The organism is Paenibacillus sp. FSL R5-0519 (genome assembly GCF_037974275.1).
Classification (GTDB): domain Bacteria; phylum Bacillota; class Bacilli; order Paenibacillales; family Paenibacillaceae; genus Paenibacillus.
In genome coordinates, this window is record NZ_CP150234.1 from 6,242,771 (window position 1) to 6,260,438 (window position 17,668).

The window sequence follows — 17,668 nt, forward strand, 5'->3', positions numbered from 1 at the left end:
TGAACATATATGCCAATATTGTTGTAACATATCACGAGCACAATGAATATTCCTATCATGGATAAAAATATAAAAGTAACAAAAAAGAGACTTATCCTGACTGCATTTCCCCTAAAATCAGGTATGGCTTATACCTTCATCTGTCCATTATAGTATTACAAGAGTTTAAAGCTGCAGGGGTGCTGCGACTCTTCAACGTCATATATCTATGAAGCATCCATTAACCGATAGTTTCACAATGCATAATGAAATCAGGGGGATACTATGAGAGCATTCTTTCAGCGCTGGGGACATTTACTGGCTATTCTGTGCATACCGCTCCAAGGCTCAATTTACGTTTTTTTAGGTAGCAACACGGGTAGTGATGTATTCTACAATTATGCTTGGATTGACACACAGATTCCTTTTATCAAAGAATTTATTTATCCATACATTAGCTGGATGCCCATTCTGTATCTCGGATTTCTCTATCTGGGTCTGACGAACAAATCACTATTCTGGCGTACGTTGATTACCTATAATATTGGGGTTATGGCTGCCAATGTCTGTTTTGCGGTGTTCCCTACTCATGTCCCACGCCCGGAGATAGGTGGATTGGATCTGAGCAGCGTGTTAGTACAGTTTATCTATTCGAATGATGCGCCCTTCAATTGTTTCCCAAGTGTTCACGTTCTGACCAGCTACTTGCTGTTTATTATGATTAACAGACACTTGAACTTCAAACCTTTGGCACGCATCTCTTGGTCAGTGTGGCTGTGGTTGATTATTGCTTCAACGGTGTTTGTAAAGCAGCATTCTTTGCTGGACATCGCCGGAGGCATTTTATTTGCAGAGGCCGCGTATTGGACTGTACATGTCTTTGCTCTTCGTCTTGTGCAGGCACGAAAAAAGGGCAAGCAATCACTCACAGCATCTAATTCAAGCAGTCATGTTTAACAGCATCTATATATGTAGCAGGTGGGATGATAATCCTGTTATACAGCAAAAGAGGGCCTGAGCCCTCTTTTTTTGTACTCATTTAATAAACCTTCTTATATAGAAGAACTTATTAGGGTTGGGCTACACGTTTCATATTATAGGCGGGCGTTCATGGAGCAGATCGGATGGTGGACTTCCCGTTATACGCTTAAATATGCGGTAAAAATAAGACAGGTCCCGGTAGCCGAGAAATTCGGCAATTTCCTGAATGGAGAGTTGTGACTCCGTGAGCAGGTATATGGCTCGTTTCATCCGTTGATCATGGACATACTGACTGATGGTCTGATTCGTCATGCTTTTGAATAATGCAGCAGCATAATTGGGAGTCTTATTGATCTCGTCCCCGAGTTCTTCCTTTGTCACTTTCTCCCGATAATGCCGCTCAATATACCGCTTCATCCGTTCAACATGATTATGTCTCTCCGGCGGAATGACTCCCCGATCTAACTCCCTGTTTATATAAATCAACACTTCCATCAATAAGGCTTGACTCATCATGACATAATAAGACGGACGTTCCTGCCATTGTTGATAAATTGCGCTCATGCGTTGATGGATCAGTTCGTAACATCCAGGTTTATGGCGCAAAGCCTCATACCGTTCGAGCGCAGGCAATGTTTCTGTATGATTTCGTTGCAATTGAATTACAATCTGTGTGTGCGTTACTGTTGGAATACTCTTGCCGTAATATGGGACACCACCTGGAATGAGGAGCAATTCCCCCTTTTCCATGATCTGTTTATCACCGTTCACCCAATATACACATTTTCCATAAGTAACCAAGCTAAGCCGCCAGGTTTGTTGAGATTGCACAGCTTCTTCGTACCAACCAACACCGTTAATATGTCGTACTTCAAGTGGAGTGAACATAACACACCTCATTATCGGACTATACTCTAATCATTGTACTATAGTTCATACCCTGATTCGACAGAAAACGCTACAATACACATATAAGCTTAAATATGAGGAGGAAATTAGCATGTTAAAAACAAAAATTATTTGTACCATGGGACCTGCTTGTGACTCAATCGAATTGTTGAAAGTAATGATTCAGGAAGGTATGACTGTTGCTCGTCTGAACATGGCTCATGGCGAACTGGAAGATCACGTTACACGGATTAACAATATCCGCAAAGCAGCTTCCGAACTGAACACCTATGTACCGATCATGATGGACATCAAAGGACCGGAAGTACGTATTGGCAAACTGAAAGAAGCATCTTGCCATCTGCAAGCAGGTAAAGAGCTGATCCTGACTACCGAAGAAATTCTCGGTGACGCTGAGCGTATCTCGGTAAACTATCCGGAACTGAACCTCGTTGTGAAACCTGGCGATCGTATCCTCATCGATGATGGTCTCGTAGATCTGACTGTACTGTCTGTGGAAGGATCCGATATTCATTGTAAAATCATCAGTGGCGGCATTCTCAAACCACGCAAAGGAGTTAACTTGCCAGGAATCAAAACGACATTGCCAGGTGTAACCGAGCGTGACGTTATGCACATCGGATTTGGGATTGAAAACGATATCGAAATTATCGCAGCATCCTTTGTTCGTAAAGGCGACGACATCCGTGAAATCCGCAGCATTTTGAAAGAACGCGGTGTAGAGCACGTACAGATCATCTCCAAAATTGAAAACCAGGAAGGTATGACGAACCTGGACGATATTATTGAAGCATCTGACGGTATCATGGTAGCTCGTGGAGATCTCGGGGTTGAAGTACCGATCGAAGACGTGCCAATGATGCAAAAAGAAATGATCGACAAATGTAACCGCGCTGGTAAACCGGTTATCGTAGCTACACACATGCTGGAGTCCATGCAAGTGAACCCACGCCCTACTCGTTCCGAGGTAAGTGACGTAGCTAACGCTGTACTTCAAGGTGCTGACGTTGTGATGTTGTCCGGTGAATCGGCTGCTGGTAAATATCCGGTACAATCCGTGCGCACGATGGCTGCAGTTGCACGCCGTGCTGAAACAATGATCGATTACAAAGAGCAATTCGCACAAAAATCGGCTCAACAGATCGCTGATATTACTGAAGTTATCAGTCAGGGCGCAGTAAGCTCTTCCCTCGTACTGAATGCAAAAGCAATCATTACTTCAACTGAGAGTGGATTTACAGCACGCATGATCTCCAAATATCGTCCAAAAGCACCAATCATCGCAGTTACACAACATGAAGAAGTATTGGCAAAAATCTGCCTGCTCTCCGGTGTCATTCCGGTTATGGGCGACAAAGTAACCACTACGGATGAAATGTTCGAGTCCGCTACACGTAACGCAATCAAAACAGGTTACATCGAAAAAGGCGACATCATTGTATTGTCCGCAGGTGTTCCAATCGGTCAATCCGGTAATACCAACCTGATCAAAGTTCAACAAGTTTAATTCAATAGCTGAAACTGAAGCTATACATCTTAGCTATAGATTGAAATACAAAAATCCACCGAGAGCAGAAATGCATCTCGGTGGATTTTTGTGTTGATGATGTGTGCCAATGATCGTGATGTTACAACAAACGGCTTCGAAATTATAGATTCCGCGAGTAATCAACCAGATCCTGTGACATGGTGTTGATCTCATCCATTGAAGCATTCACCTGTTGTGTCAGGGCAGCCTGATTTTGCGTTAAAGTAGACATATTACCGATATGCTCAAGAATCTGATCAATCAGTGTTTTCATCTTCTGCATGCTGTCTTCGATATTGACTGTGGCCTCAGAACTGTGATCAGCCAGTTTCCGGACTTCCCCCGCAACGACGCCAAATCCCAGTCCCAGCTCTCCCGCACGTGCAGCTTCAATCGCTGCATTCAATCCCAGGAGATTAGTCTGACTGGCAATCTCTCGAATAAACACGGTGATATTCTTCGTATCATCTGCACTGCTTTTCACTTGAATGGCTGCATCGGCAGATAACTCCTGTGCAGTAACCAGATCCTGTGCCTGATCGGTGATCGAGTTGATTCCACGTACCATCTCGCCAATGGACTCGGATAATTGTTTGGTTTTCAGATTCATGGCTTCCACGATCTGTTCCTTATTCTTCTCATGGGTTACATCTCGAATGGTTCCGGCTACACGGAGCGGTACTCCATCCTGATCCCTAATGGTCTCCCCACCTGCGTGATACCATCGATACTCCCCGTCCTTGCGCTGCAAACGATAATCCAGATCGTACGGTGTACGACCACTGTAATCGTTCATATGTCTGGCGAATTCGTTGATCGTCCGATCATGGTCTTCCGGATGAAGTCTGCTGCTCCAGCTGCTGAACACATTCGGGAAATCCTGCTCGTCTTTAAACCCTAATTCTCTACGGAACTGGGGTGACCACCAAAATTCATTATTCGGATTCACCACATCTCCAGCCACGACGGTCATATCCCACGGTGCCTCCACCAAAGCGCGGTTAACAAGATCATATCGGGTGACGAGTGCTTCTAGCTCATCCGACTTGCTCTTCTCCTCATGAATGTCGAACATGATGCCCAGCAGTTTGATCGGAACTCCAGCCTGATTTCGGATGACATGTCCAAGACATCGGAACCAGCGAAGTTCTCCACTTTTGGTAATCATACGGCTGATAACGTTATACGCAGTCGTTGCTCCAGTGTCATTCACATGGTTCATTATCTCTTGCACCAGCTGAGGTCTGTCATCCGGGTATATCGATTTCGCCCAACTTGCAAATGAATCGGGATAATCCTTGGCATTATGGAATCCTAACATTTGGCGGAATTCATCGGAAAATGAGACGTTATTATTGCTATCCAGCGGATCACCTGCAACAATTTCAGATTCCCATAATCCCACATTCATTGCCTGATTCAGCATTCTAAGACGCATTTCCACGGCTTCGTTTTGTGCTTTCATCATATGTACTGCTTTTTTGATGTTACTAGCTATTTCATCGGTATCCTGAAATTCAAGGCCATCTTCAATCCAGGCGTCATAATCGCCCTTTTCTGCATTTGCTACGAGTTTACGACTATACTCCAGTAACTTTTGATGTGCATCTATACGAATTGGTTTGGTAGATTCAGTACGTTTACGAAACATCTTCATTTCTCCTCTTAGGTCATATGATATATATTTCGACATTATCAGACATTAAATGTAGAGCAATAGTCTTAAATTTGTATAAAAAAACAAGAACCATTGCTTAATCAGCACCGGTTCTTATATTAGATTGCTTTTATTTTTTTATGAGAATTAATCTCAAATGATGTCTCATACCAGCTACCAGCCAAAATTCAATGTTTTCCCCGTTTCCACCCATGTTTTGATGCTGCTTAGAATCATCCACCAGCTGCTCTGTGCATTCGCAAAGGAAGGATGGTTATCTGTAAATTGATCATTAATCAATGTCAGCTTTGTACACTCCCCCGTAGTCTCCAACTGGAAGACCACTCTGGATTGAAGCTCGGCATGATTGGCATGGTACGACGGTCCAGGATGCTCCTGATAACTTAGTCTGGACAACGGTTCAAATTCCAAGATATCTCCGTACACATGTACAGTCTCCGTACCATCATTACCCGGGCCTACATAAGCAAATGGCTGACCTGGTTGAAAATTGGTGCGAAGTTCACTACCGAAAAAGCTGTTCCGTGTGCCGTCTGGTGATATCAGAGCATTCCACACATCTTCAAGTCCTGCATTGATATAGAATTCATATTTCAGCTCCATGGACTCACTCCCTTTAAGTATTGGACACGCGATCTACCCACCTCGCACTCCTATCCTACCGTTATACCCCAAAGGCCGTATTGTAAAAACGCGACAACAGGTCATATGGATAAAGATATTTATCACCCATGGAATTTTTATATCATTACTAAAACGGGTTTCGCCCATATATAGTCCTTTTCCAGAAGATCAGATATACTAAACTGGAATGAAATAACAGGTGTTGTTCAAGGTAATAGGATGCAGAAAGGACTTGAAACATGAGCCAATCAACGAATATCATGGGTATCCCTTTTCCCAATGTAACGATGAATCAAACTGTTGCAATCCTAGGTGAAGTCGTAGGTCAGGAAAGAAATGAACTATTCCATGTCATCACAGGCAATCCCGAGATTGTGATGTCCTGTCAGAAGAATGCCTATCTTCGCCAAGTCGTCGATCAAGCCGGGTTGGTTACAGCTGACGGTACTGGCATTGTGATGGTATCCCGTTTGCGGGGCGGACAATTGACTGAACGGGTAACCGGCTGTGATCTGCTGTTTCGTTTATTGGAGGAAGGCGATCAAAAACACTGGTCATTCTATATGCTAGGAGCAGAGGAAAGCGTAAGTGAACAGGCCGTGAAAGTCATTGCGCAGCGTTATCCGGGAGTTGTCGTAAAAGGCAGACACCATGGTTTTTTCCAGGCAGATGAGGAACAACAGATTGTGGAAGAGATTCGTACTGCTCAACCAGACTTTCTTATCGTTGCTCTTGGCGCCCCCCATGCAGAACACTGGATTAACAAGTATCGCCATCAATTGAACGCTCGTGTAGCCATAGGTGTTGGAGGCAGTCTCGATATCCTCGCTGGCAAAACCAAACGTGCCCCTGCGATATGGCAGAAGCTTAACCTGGAATGGCTCTATCGCCTTCTCAGTCAACCTTCAAGATGGCGCAGGCAACTCATTTTACCCCGTTTTGCTGTACGGGCATTATTGTTCAAAGAACCTAGATAATATGAGATGAGTAGAAGGGATGACTCAAATGAAAGAGGTAGAACAAGGAGACAGACCAAGTATGGGCCTGCTGAACCTGAATGAAGGTGACCATAAATATCAACTGACACGCCATACTCCTTCCGAAGCACTTCGCCCTTTTGTTAAACATTACTGGATCGTATCGTGGGATCTGACGGGACTTGAACCGTATCCCCAACATGTCGTGCCTAACCCCTGTGTCAATCTGGTTGTGGAACGGAACCATACGTTTTTCTTCGGCCCATCGGGACGTAAATTCTCCTATCTTGTGAGTGGGAAAGGTCGTGTATTTGGCGTGAAATTCAAGCCAGGAGGCTTTTATCCCTTCCTCAGGGTTCCTGTCTCTTCCTTGTACGGACAGCCAATGAATGTATCCAATATTCTTGACGTCACGGCGGAATCCTTGGAAGACCGGCTTCTTGGGGCGGGGGATGATGCGGATAAAACCAGTTACATTGACCAGCTATTATGTGCACACCTTCCTGCTGAAGATGCTCAAGCAAGAATGGTTAACGATATTGTGCAACAGATTGAACAGAACCGGGAGATGCTGAGAGTAGATGACCTCTCTTCCTATTGGAATATGCATACCCGAAAGCTTCAACGCCTGTTCAATCAGTATGTGGGCATCGGACCCAAAACCGTAATTAAGTTGTATCGTCTGCAAAATGCTGCGGAATTGATGGACCGCGGTCTTCACTGTGACCTGATTAAGCTATCCCAGGACCTTGGATATCATGACCAATCCCATTTTATCCGAGATTTCAAATCTATTATTGGCAGTACACCAGAGGAGTACTACCACTCTAGACATCCGAATGGTGAGCGCCGGGGCCTGATCAAATAGAACCTGTCCTGAACATCAGGACAGGCGAATGACTTCGATAGTATCACCCGTATGGATTACACCTTCCCGCTCAACCGAGCACACAATCCCACGTTTTTTGCGAGCCGCAGGCACGAATTTTTTACGCAAACCGTCCTGTTTGTAGAATTGTTCAATCATTTTCCCCGGATGTACACAGGGGAGGTTCTCCCCTTCACATATTAACCCTGTCCCGTTCGGAAATAAAAGCCGCGTTCCAGCAGGCAGTTCCGTCAATCGATCAATGCCACGGACCAGTATATTGGCACCCAGCCACTCTGGACGCACTTCAGGAATGTTCATTTTCTCTGCAATAAGAGCACATTCTTCTTCAGACACAATACTGATCTGGCGACGATTCGCAATGGGTGTACCGCGCTTGTAGATTTTCTGACGTGAGTCCGCTGGACGAAGCAGACCATAATGACGGTCACCCGGAATTCCCGCAAGCTCAATATCGATAAAGGGGACAACTCGGGTCAAAAATGTGGATGGATCATCAGCCAGCAAGACAAATTGAACCGTTCCCATAGTAATCTCCTCCCTTTCCTCAGCAATATCACTTCTTTATTGTTCATTATTACCCAGTGAATGGATTGCCGACAATCGGCGTATGCTTACCTTTGTACAAATCTTTATTTTTAACATTATAACTCAATTGGAAATTCAATTGGAAAATGATACGCATTTTAAATAATACACAATTAAATTGTTATAAATTAATTTTACTCTTTCCGTTCTCGTTGCAAACATTTATACTAGGATGGACAAGTAAATAAATTACATATCAGAAAGCAAGGTGTTTCCATTGATTAGTATCATTTTTGTAGCGCTTGTAGCTGTTGAACACTTCTATATCATGGTGATGGAGATGTTCATGTGGACTCGTCCACGCACAATGAAAACCTTCAATCTCACGCCGGAATTCGCCAAATCCACCAAATCGCTCGCGGCCAATCAAGGCCTTTACAATGGATTTCTTGCGGCAGGTCTGATCTGGGGACTCGTATATCCGGATGCTGCCGTTGGACAGCATATTCAGATTTTCTTCCTGGCGTGTGTGATTATCGCGGCTCTGTATGGAGGAGCAACTTCCTCACGGTCAATCATCATCAAACAAGGATTGCCTGCGATCATTGCATTGTTGCTGGTTCTGTTCCTGTAATTTCCTGTCGATAGGTGCATTGCTGCGATTCATCTTAACTCCGTTATGGTAAGGTAGTGAATAGATAGCAGTGTACAATGACCAGAATCAATCTGGGATCGGAAGGAGAACATGTCATGGGATTGTTTGATAAGCTTCGGCGACGCAATAAGGAAAAGGTGCCTGCAAGTGGTGCTGTCGAATCCACGAATTACAGTGAGACCATCGTGGGTTTTGTCCTGCTGGAGCGTGACGATTGTGATTTTGACCTCTTCATCAGAAATATGAGGAACGAATGGAATATTGAGATTGAGGAACGACCAGAGGAGGGCAATCTTTTTTTCGAAGTGAATGGAATGCAGGTGGTATGCGCTCATATTGCCGCGCCTGTACCAGATCGTGAAGTTGAGGAGAATGCCAGGCTAAACATCCTTTGGCGAGAAGCGGAGCAAGTTACCTCACGGCACCAGTCTCAGATTATTGTATCGGTCCTGAATGCAACCAATGCAATTGAAGGACATGTTCTGTTCACTCAAACAGCGAGTGCCTTGTTACAGTTGGATCACGCGCTGGCAATATACATGGCCCCCCTTGTCGTGGAAGCCAGTCAGTATGTCGAAACCAGCCGTGGGATCAAACATGATGAGTTACCCGTCTCGCTCTGGATTTTCATCGGATTATTCCAGAATGCCGAAGGCGCTTCAGCTTATACTTACGGACTACGTAACTTTGGAAAACAAGAGATGGAGATTATGCAATCGTCTGAAGCCTTAAGCGATGTATTTGAGATGATGTTCATGACCACAACGTATGTGGTTGAAAACGACGTCACACTGCATGATGGGGAGACACTCGGTTTCTCGGCAGAACAAAAGCTAAGCATTTCCCTATCCAAAGGTGTAGCAACGGAAGGTAACAGTTTGAAGATTGGCTTCTAACTGACACAGGATTTTCACTTTATCATGTTACAATTATTGAAGCCATCCGGAGTTCATACTCTGGATGGCTTTTAGCTATTCAATCTCCTGCCAATGACGATATGAGAACAATCCCTGAATTTAACTTCGCTAGGAAAAAGTAGTCCATAAGAACCACTATATTATGAATATAGTTTTCATTCTCGTTATAAAAGGGTATAATTAATAGGCTTATAGTCTCATATATTACATATTATTTTATAATCGAGGAGTTGCCTACATGTCTGTTAGACGTTTGGATTCAACTAAACCTATTATTGAAATTATCTGGGAAGGTATTGTTACTCCTGAACATGTCGAACAAGCGAATACGGAAATCCAGACAATTGCGGAACAATTGGGAAATTCGTTTGATGTGCTCGTGGACATGAGAACGATGAAGGCATTTCCTCAGGATACCAAAGAAAAAATTGTGGAACATCAAAAATTATTGATAGATTGGGGAATGAAACGGGCCAGTGTCGCTGTAGGTGGTGCGATCGCCAAAATGCAATTGAATCGGATTTCCAAGGAATCAGCGCATCAGACGGAATTTCAATGGGAAACGTATGACGAGGCTTTGGCATTTTTGTTGAAATAAATTGAGGTATTACAACGTGAGTTCAAAGAGAATATGTAATATGTACGTGCTTCACGTGAAAAAAGGGCGTTTCCCATGAGGAAGCGCCTTTATTAGGCAGGAATACTTTGCTTACCCTTGTTTTCTTACTTTATAGAACGATCGCTTATCCTTTAAGATTTCGGAGTACTCACTCGTACCATCGTTACCGATGTACCACAGAGGCCTTTCTCCACAAACCCTGACCGCCTATACAAGCGAATCGCTTGGTTATCGGGATCAACACTGAGGGAGACTGCTTCAATTCCCCTCCGTTCCACCTCATCTAATGCGCTCTGAAGCAGTAAGGTACCTACTCCTTTTCCACGTGCATCTTGTGTTACAGCCATCCCCATCTCTGGCGTAGCTGCATTCACATAACCGTATCCCGCATTCTGATCCGTATAGAATCGTAATGTTATTGAACCTAATCTTCGGTTATGTTGGTCAACTGCAATATATCCGAAGTCTCCTTCCCTTCCCCATTCTTCAACGTATTTGGACAGTTCAGGTGTATGAACACTTTCAATTGGGAGAGGTTCATCATTTTCTCGTGTATGCAGAGATGCGTATAACATCTCCCACAGAAAGGGGATATCTTCTTCCTCAATCGGACGTACATGATAGTTGGTCACGGTCTTGTTTGCTCCTCCTTCAGTTTTTCAAATAGGCGTTCCATCTCATTCAGGCTAAACTCATTAGTAATCTCGTAATCTTCCAGATTATCTCTTGTTTTCGCCTCGCTGTAGATTGAGAGGGAATGTTCATTATAGAAGGTCAGTCCGAATCGATCGGTAAAGCGACCTTCTTTGTTAATGGTAACTCGCCACTCGTAGTAATACGGATTCCTTTCGGAAACGTGCAATTCCCGAACCTTTTTAAGTTCAACATCCTTTAACAACTTCAGCATATCCCTAATCTCGTTGGGATCTGTGATCGTCACTTCATCCTCATCATTATTCGGATCTGCACTTGAAACTTTTCTAATGGTCAGTCGATCCAAGCGATCCAGCATGCTCATATGATCTGTCACCTCAGCTCGAAACGTCGTATGTTTACTGGGGATGTACATCGCATATTGACCAGAGGTATACATACGCACCGCAATAGCTGCAACAACAATAATTGCAGCGACACCCATAATAATCTTAATTCTTTTAATCATTGCTCTCCCTCCACACACCACAAAACATATATAAAATGGTAATTAATGATACTTTCCAGTATATCATCATACTTCTTCTCTTCCATAGGTATTTCTTATTTACTGCTGCTATGCAATCGATAATGTTTTGTTCATACTATGTTATTCTCTCAATACCACTAGTAGCTAAAATAATAATTTAAAATGTACGTCAATAAGCCGCGTTCACCCATAGGGCGAGCGCGGCTTATCTGTTATTTTGTTACCGTACATGTTCATAATGTGAGTTCAAACGATACCCTTATCTCCACACAGGGATATACGCATATCAACTTGGACTGACGCCTTGTTAGGTTACATCGAAACAACCTAATTTTATCAGCGCAATACGCGGCCTGCCGAGTCTCTGATAACCAGCTCGGGCTTCAGCACAATCTTCTGCGGTTCTTTACGCTCATCCTTTAACTCTTCTATCAACAGGTCTACAGCGCGATGCCCCAGTTCTTCAATTGGCTGGGCTACAGTCGTAAGCGGTGGACTGGTTACCGAGGCTAGAATGGTGTTATCAAACCCGATAATCGACACATCCTCTGGCACACGTAGCCCCAGCTCTTTGGCTGCCTGAAGAGCACCGATGGCCTGAATGTCATTACAACAGAACAAACCTGTTGGGTGATCGTTCTCACCGAGCAGCAGTAGCGCCTCTTTTTTGGCCAAACTCAAGTCAGCTGCGGATTCTCGGATCTGAGTCGGTTCCAACGTATAACCTGCCTTAATCAGTGCTTCACGGAATCCGCGTACACGTTCCTGACTGCTGCTGACTTTGGACGGTTCCGACAATACCGCTACACGGGTGTGCCCAAGTTCAAGCAGATGCTCCGCTGCGAGTGCCCCGCCGAGTATGTCGTCAATGGTGACCGTATGTACGGACAGGGATGGCATATGACGGGCAATCAGAGCAACAGGTATCGACTGTTGCAGGAGGGGAGATAAAATTTCGGCATTATCGATCCCGGTTCCGATCATCATGCCATCGACCCTTTTTTGCTGGAGCAGATTCAGGTAACGCTCTACCCGCTCGTCCTTATTATCCGTACTGCAGATGACCACGCTGTAGCCCAATTGACGGCTACGATCCTCCACCGCTCTGGCGAGTTCTGCAAAATACGGATTTGAGATGTCCGGTACGAGCAGCCCCAATGTATACGTCTGCTTGCCTGTAAGTGCAGCTGCGATTGCGCTGGGTTGATAGTGAAGGCGTTCCATGATCTCCATAATCTCCGCGCGCCGTTTCTCGCTGATCTTGCCTTTGCCATTAATGACCTGCGAGACGGTTGCAATGGATACCCCCGCCTCGCGTGCTATATCGTATATGGTTGCTTTCATTGTTTTTTCCCCATTTGTGCTATATATAAATTGCGTTATACATGAGTCAATTTCATGATACCTTTAGCTGCTTCAATCAAGGCTAATTTACAGAAATCCATTTTTAGTGAGTTATGAAATTGATTCGCATACATCATTGTTCTCTTCTCATTATGCAGGGGGAAATCTGCATACGCAACCTGAAGTGAGCACAATCTGCGTAGCATGAACTGTTTTACTTTTTCATCAACCACTCATGGTCAGGGTCGTTATGGAATTTCCAAGTTCGAGTTGGGCCAGCCATGACGTTCAGATAGTAGACCTCATACCCCGGAGGGGCACCTACCGGATGATATCCGTCTGGAACAAGCACCACTTCGCCATTCTTCACTGCCAACGTCTCATCTACAGAGCGATCATCCGTGTATATGCGCTGAATGGCAAACCCCTGCTCAGGCTGTACACGGAAATAATACGTCTCTTCCAGCAAAGATTCATCCGGAAGTGCGTCCCGATCATGCTTATGTGGCGGATAACTAGACCAATGCCCATCTGGTGTGAACACCTCAACAACGAGCAGACTGTCCGCTTCCTTCTGTTCCGGCAAAATGTTATGAATCTGGCGTTCCAGATTGCCATACCCTCTCGCCTCTACCCCTACATCTTCAGGTGCAATAAGACGAGCCGGGTACGTGCCTTTACCGGGTGCAACACATATAGCGATTTCCAGTTCGGTACGTGCTGTGATCTGCACTTGATCGGAAGTTGAGACGTAGACTGAATACGGCGGAATTTTCTCGAAAACACTCATTCTTTTTCCGATATTATCCCATGTATGCTCGCGGGTACTTACATTGGCGAAACCACTGAGAAGCACCACACAGAGTTCCTGATCACCGCTCTCACGGGTTAGCGTCTCCCCTTCTGCCAACTTCGCTACCTGAAATCCAACATATTCCCACCCGGCCGACTCCGGTGTTACGTTGATAAGTGTACCGTCTCCCTCCGGGTTGACCACGGGTTTCACAATGCGTTCTGACATCTTGCTATCCACTCCTTTCTGTAGTCGTCCACAACAATCTGAACCTTATAAAAAAACAAAACTTGGACTATTCATGCGCTCTATCCAGAAAAAGTGACTTTAATCATCCACTTATGGCGTTGCCGTTTCCAGGGACACCCCAGGGACTTCACTCAGCTTCACAGGTCTTCCCCGCTCCATGGACATTTTTGCTGCCAGCGCAATTCGCTCTGCCTGTACTGCATCGTGGCCATCTACGATAACGGGTGTATCATGGATGATCGCATCGATAAAGAGAGCTGTCTCCTGCACATACGCTTCATTGTAACGTTCCAGGAAAAAGTGTAATGGTTTGTCGCGCATAAGCCCGGCCGCTGTGCTAATCTCAGCCGTATTCGGATGGTCATTCGCCGCTGCGGCGCTGCCCATTGAACCAAATACTTCAACACGCTGGTCATACCCGTATACAGCCTGACGGCTGTTATCAATAACACCAATCGCCCCGTTGGCAAACGTCATCGTTACAATTGCCGTATCCACATCGCCATGTTCTGCAAAGACCGGATTGATCAGCACATTGCCCTGAGCGTAGACTTCCTCCACTTCACTTCCTGACAGATAACGGGCCATATCAAAATCGTGGATCATCATGTCCATGAAGATCCCGCCAGACACCCGGATATACTCCGCAGGTGGAGGAGACGGGTCACGAGACGTAATTTTGATAATATGCGGATCACCAATCGTACCATCCTGCACATGGGCACGTACCCGTCTGAAGTTGTGATCGAAACGGCGGTTAAACCCGATTTGCAGCTTCACGCCCGCCTTCTGAACCGCTGCTACAGCCGCTTGGGTCTGTGCCAGATCCATACTGACTGGCTTCTCGCAAAAGATATGTTTGCCTGCCTTGGCGGCCTGTTCGATCAGCGGCACATGTGTATCTGTTGAAGAACAGATCAGCACCGCGTCTACATTAGGCATCGAGATCAACTGGCTGCTATCCGTTGTTACAACAGGGATGCCACGTGTGGAGGCCCATGCCTCCAATTCAGGACCTGCAAACAAGTCACTGATTCCCACAATCTCGGCATGCGGGTTACGCAGGAGATTGTCTGCATGAATTTTGCCGATCCGTCCAGCACCGATGATGCCAATTCTCACTTTGTCCTTGCCCATTCCGTTATCCTCCCTATGTGCGTCCATATGGGCTGAGCGTTCCCCTTAGCCCGAGTTATGCTCTGGTTGTTACCAGCGCGCCGTCACCATCTTCTTGCGAGTGTAGAATTCAACACCATCCGTACCATTGGCATGCAGATCACCATAGAAGGACTTTTTCCAACCGGAAAACGGGAAAAATGCCATTGGTGCAGGTACGCCCAGGTTAATACCCAACATGCCCGCATCAATTGTCTCACGGAATTGACGCATACTTGCCCCGCTGCGGGTGAACAGACACGCACCATTAGCAAAATCGGAACGGTTTGCCAGCTCAACGGCTTCCTCCAGGGTAGATACTCTTGCCACCGAAAGCACTGGAGCAAAGATCTCATCCTGCCAGATTTTCATATTACTCTCCACTTGGTCGAATACCGTTGGCCCTACAAAATAACCCGAACCATCTGTCGCCTGATCCTTACGTCCATCCCGAATTAATGCCGCACCTTCCTGCTCTCCGGATTCAATGTAACCGAGTGTACGCTCTTTATGTGGTCCACGGATAACAGGACCGAGGAACACGCCCTCATCCATACCATTACCAATGGTAATACGATCTGCTGCTTCCACCAGTTTTTGTACCAGTTCATCAGCCACATCACCCACAGCCACAACAACTGAACATGCCATACAGCGTTCCCCTGCTGAACCAAAGGCTGCACTCGTAATTTCTTTTACCGTTAGATCCAGATCGGCGTCCGGCATAACGATGGAGTGGTTTTTGGCACCCGCGAGTGCCTGTACCCGTTTGCCATGCTTGGATGCAGTGGTATAGACGTATTCAGCTACAGGTTGTGATCCGACAAAGGAGATCGCTCGAACATCCTTATGTTCCAGCAGACCGTTCACGACATCATGTGCACCGTGTACAATGTTGAGCACGCCATCCGGAAGCCCTGCTTCCTTGAACAGCTCTGCCAGGCGGCCTGCAAGGAGCGGTGTACGCTCGGACGGCTTCAGGACAAAGGTGTTACCGCATGCAATAGCCAGCGGGAACATCCAGCACGGCACCATCATCGGGAAGTTGAACGGGGTAATTCCCCCAATAACTCCGAGTGGGTAACGATACATGCCTGACTCCAGTCCTGTCGCGATATCAGGCAGTTGTTTACCCATCATCAGATTCGGGGCACCTGCCGCGAACTCGACACACTCAATGCCTCGCAGTACCTCGCCATACGCTTCGGCGTAGCTTTTGCCGTTCTCCAGCGTTACCAGGCGGGCGAGCTCTTCCCAGTGTTCGACCAGCAACTGCTGGTAGCGGAACAGAATACGTGCACGGCGTGGAACCGGTGTGCCGCTCCAGGACTTGAACGCTTCCCGTGCCGTCTGTACGGCCAGATCTACGTCCGCTTGTTCAGACAGTGGCACATGTGCAATGACCTCTTCTGTAGCCGGATTCACAACCGGCTCAGTACGGGTTGCCGCTGGGGTCACCCAGGCACCCCCGATCCAGTTTTGTACCATTGTCGCTGTTGTAGACGCTTCAGAAATCCCTTTTCCCATAGCCCTGTCTCCCTTCGCTTATGTGTGATCCCTTATGTTCAACTGATATTAGTGATGTTGATCTGTATGACCGTGTTATTCAAAGTATTGCAATCTGCTTCAGAGCGCGGTAATCTCGCCCCGATTGCAACGTTCGATGTAATCATTCACCTGTTCTACCGTTGGCATCGCATCCGAACAGCTGTGGCTCGAAATAACGATACTTGCTGCACCACTGCCGTACGCCATACTGCGCTCAATCGTCCAGCCCTGCATCAATCCATACAGGAACCCTGCCGCGTAGGAGTCGCCTGCCCCGAACGTTTTGACTACTTTTGCCGGATAGCTGTCCGCACGGTGGGAAAGCCCTTCACGCGTATAAGCAATGGACCCCTCCTTACCGTGTTTAATGACAACGATCTTCGCTGAGAAATCAAACCATTTCTGTGCAGTCACCTGATCACTATGATCCGGATTATGGTCAAATGTCTCCATCATGTCGAATTCTTCGCGTGTGCCCAGGATGATATCGCATTTCTCAGCTGCAAGGTTATAATAGACCGCTGTCTCTTCGTCCGATGTCCAGGTGTACGGGCGATAGTCCAGATCAAACACAATAACGGTTCCATGTTTTTTCGCATACGTTAGTGCCTGTAATACGGCTTCACGGGATGGGCTCTGCGCGAGGGCCGTGCCTGAGATTAGCAGCACTTTGGAGTCAGCAATTAACTGTTCCTGCACCTCTTGCGCCCGTAATAACAGATCCGCTACATTGTCCCGGTACATTAAGATACTGCAATCGGTTGGGCTCTTGATTTCGGTAAAAGCAAGCCCTGTCACCGCTCCGGTGTCATCTGTCACCACGTTTGATGTGTCGATGCCGTTCTTCTCCAGATAGCTATGGATGAATCGGCCCATCTGGTCATTCGCGATCTTACCGATAAAAGCTGTCTCCATACCCAGTCTAGACATGCCTATCGTAATATTGGCCGGCGATCCGCCAACATACTTCGTGAACGTCATCGTTTCTTCCATCGGGCGATTGATCTCATTGGCGTTCAAGTCGATGCACAAGCGACCAATCGCGGTGAAATCCTTCTTCCTTGATTCTGGAAAGGATACATAGGTCATTGCATGTGAGCCCCTTTCTGTGG

The 17,668-nt window shown here is 46.1% G+C and carries 18 protein-coding genes; 7 read left to right on the top strand and 11 right to left on the bottom strand.

Features of this window, described 5'->3' with window-relative positions:
• The first annotated feature begins 264 nt into the window (after positions 1-264).
• Complete coding sequence (locus tag MKY73_RS28075) at positions 265-936, top strand: phosphatase PAP2 family protein (RefSeq protein ID WP_339304697.1); 672 nt, start codon at positions 265-267, stop codon at positions 934-936.
• A 132-nt stretch (positions 937-1,068) separates the two neighbouring features.
• On the opposite strand, the gene MKY73_RS28080 is transcribed toward MKY73_RS28075, so the two are convergent.
• On the bottom strand, positions 1,069-1,848 hold the full coding sequence (locus tag MKY73_RS28080; protein WP_339304699.1) for an AraC family transcriptional regulator: 780 nt from the start codon (positions 1,846-1,848) through the stop codon (positions 1,069-1,071).
• A gap of 112 nt (positions 1,849-1,960) precedes the next feature.
• On the opposite strand from MKY73_RS28080, the gene pyk reads away from it, so the two are divergent.
• Positions 1,961-3,376, top strand: a complete 1,416-nt coding sequence (gene pyk, locus MKY73_RS28085; protein ID WP_339239141.1) for a pyruvate kinase — start codon at positions 1,961-1,963, stop codon at positions 3,374-3,376.
• Positions 3,377-3,518: 142 nt separating this feature from the next.
• Here pyk and MKY73_RS28090 read toward each other — a convergent pair whose 3' ends face one another.
• Together MKY73_RS28090 and MKY73_RS28095 are read right to left on the bottom strand one after the other, a co-directional pair.
• Positions 3,519-5,048, bottom strand: coding sequence for a PAS domain-containing protein (locus MKY73_RS28090; RefSeq protein ID WP_339304701.1), 1,530 nt, complete (start codon positions 5,046-5,048; stop codon positions 3,519-3,521).
• Positions 5,049-5,228: 180 nt separating this feature from the next.
• Positions 5,229-5,678, bottom strand: coding sequence for an SRPBCC family protein (locus tag MKY73_RS28095; RefSeq protein ID WP_339304703.1), 450 nt, complete (start codon positions 5,676-5,678; stop codon positions 5,229-5,231).
• A 260-nt stretch (positions 5,679-5,938) separates the two neighbouring features.
• Here MKY73_RS28095 and MKY73_RS28100 point away from each other — a divergent pair, with 260 nt between their 5' ends.
• A complete protein-coding gene (locus MKY73_RS28100) occupies positions 5,939-6,676 on the top strand; it encodes a WecB/TagA/CpsF family glycosyltransferase (protein WP_339304705.1) in 738 nt (245 codons plus the stop codon).
• A gap of 19 nt (positions 6,677-6,695) precedes the next feature.
• Positions 6,696-7,544 (top strand): helix-turn-helix transcriptional regulator, encoded by an 849-nt coding sequence (locus tag MKY73_RS28105; protein WP_339304708.1) that lies wholly within the window; start codon positions 6,696-6,698, stop codon positions 7,542-7,544.
• Between the two features lie 15 nt (positions 7,545-7,559).
• Here MKY73_RS28105 and MKY73_RS28110 read toward each other — a convergent pair whose 3' ends face one another.
• On the bottom strand, positions 7,560-8,093 hold the full coding sequence (locus tag MKY73_RS28110) for an MOSC domain-containing protein (protein WP_339239136.1): 534 nt from the start codon (positions 8,091-8,093) through the stop codon (positions 7,560-7,562).
• Between the two features lie 277 nt (positions 8,094-8,370).
• Between MKY73_RS28110 and MKY73_RS28115 the strand changes: the two genes are divergently transcribed.
• The 3 genes from MKY73_RS28115 to MKY73_RS28125 all read left to right on the top strand — a co-directional run bounded on the left by MKY73_RS28115 (position 8,371) and on the right by MKY73_RS28125 (position 10,263).
• Positions 8,371-8,727 carry a DUF1304 domain-containing protein gene (locus tag MKY73_RS28115; RefSeq protein WP_036608019.1) on the top strand — a complete coding sequence of 119 codons (357 nt, stop codon included), beginning with the start codon at positions 8,371-8,373 and terminating at the stop codon, positions 8,725-8,727.
• A gap of 116 nt (positions 8,728-8,843) precedes the next feature.
• Entirely contained in the window at positions 8,844-9,644 is an 801-nt protein-coding gene (locus MKY73_RS28120; protein WP_339304710.1) for a DUF4261 domain-containing protein, read from the top strand.
• A 259-nt stretch (positions 9,645-9,903) separates the two neighbouring features.
• Complete coding sequence (locus MKY73_RS28125; RefSeq protein ID WP_339304712.1) at positions 9,904-10,263, top strand: hypothetical protein; 360 nt, start codon at positions 9,904-9,906, stop codon at positions 10,261-10,263.
• Between the two features lie 152 nt (positions 10,264-10,415).
• Here MKY73_RS28125 and MKY73_RS28130 read toward each other — a convergent pair whose 3' ends face one another.
• From MKY73_RS28130 to iolC, 7 genes are all read right to left on the bottom strand, one after another.
• Positions 10,416-10,916 carry a GNAT family N-acetyltransferase gene (locus MKY73_RS28130; protein WP_339304714.1) on the bottom strand — a complete coding sequence of 167 codons (501 nt, stop codon included), beginning with the start codon at positions 10,914-10,916 and terminating at the stop codon, positions 10,416-10,418.
• On the bottom strand, positions 10,913-11,446 hold the full coding sequence (locus MKY73_RS28135) for a hypothetical protein (RefSeq protein ID WP_339304716.1): 534 nt from the start codon (positions 11,444-11,446) through the stop codon (positions 10,913-10,915). Before MKY73_RS28135 ends, MKY73_RS28130 begins: the two co-directional genes overlap by 4 nt.
• Before the next feature lie 357 nt (positions 11,447-11,803).
• A complete protein-coding gene (locus MKY73_RS28140; RefSeq protein ID WP_339304718.1) occupies positions 11,804-12,811 on the bottom strand; it encodes a LacI family DNA-binding transcriptional regulator in 1,008 nt (335 codons plus the stop codon).
• A gap of 214 nt (positions 12,812-13,025) precedes the next feature.
• The gene (gene iolB / locus MKY73_RS28145) at positions 13,026-13,832 is read right to left on the bottom strand and encodes a 5-deoxy-glucuronate isomerase (protein ID WP_074093115.1); all 807 of its coding nucleotides are present in this window, start codon (positions 13,830-13,832) and stop codon (positions 13,026-13,028) included.
• A 111-nt stretch (positions 13,833-13,943) separates the two neighbouring features.
• The gene (gene iolG, locus MKY73_RS28150) at positions 13,944-14,990 is read right to left on the bottom strand and encodes an inositol 2-dehydrogenase (RefSeq protein ID WP_339304720.1); all 1,047 of its coding nucleotides are present in this window, start codon (positions 14,988-14,990) and stop codon (positions 13,944-13,946) included.
• A gap of 69 nt (positions 14,991-15,059) precedes the next feature.
• On the bottom strand, positions 15,060-16,535 hold the full coding sequence (locus MKY73_RS28155) for a CoA-acylating methylmalonate-semialdehyde dehydrogenase (protein ID WP_339304722.1): 1,476 nt from the start codon (positions 16,533-16,535) through the stop codon (positions 15,060-15,062).
• A 99-nt stretch (positions 16,536-16,634) separates the two neighbouring features.
• Complete coding sequence (gene iolC, locus MKY73_RS28160; protein WP_339304724.1) at positions 16,635-17,645, bottom strand: 5-dehydro-2-deoxygluconokinase; 1,011 nt, start codon at positions 17,643-17,645, stop codon at positions 16,635-16,637.
• Positions 17,646-17,668: the final 23 nt, after the last annotated feature.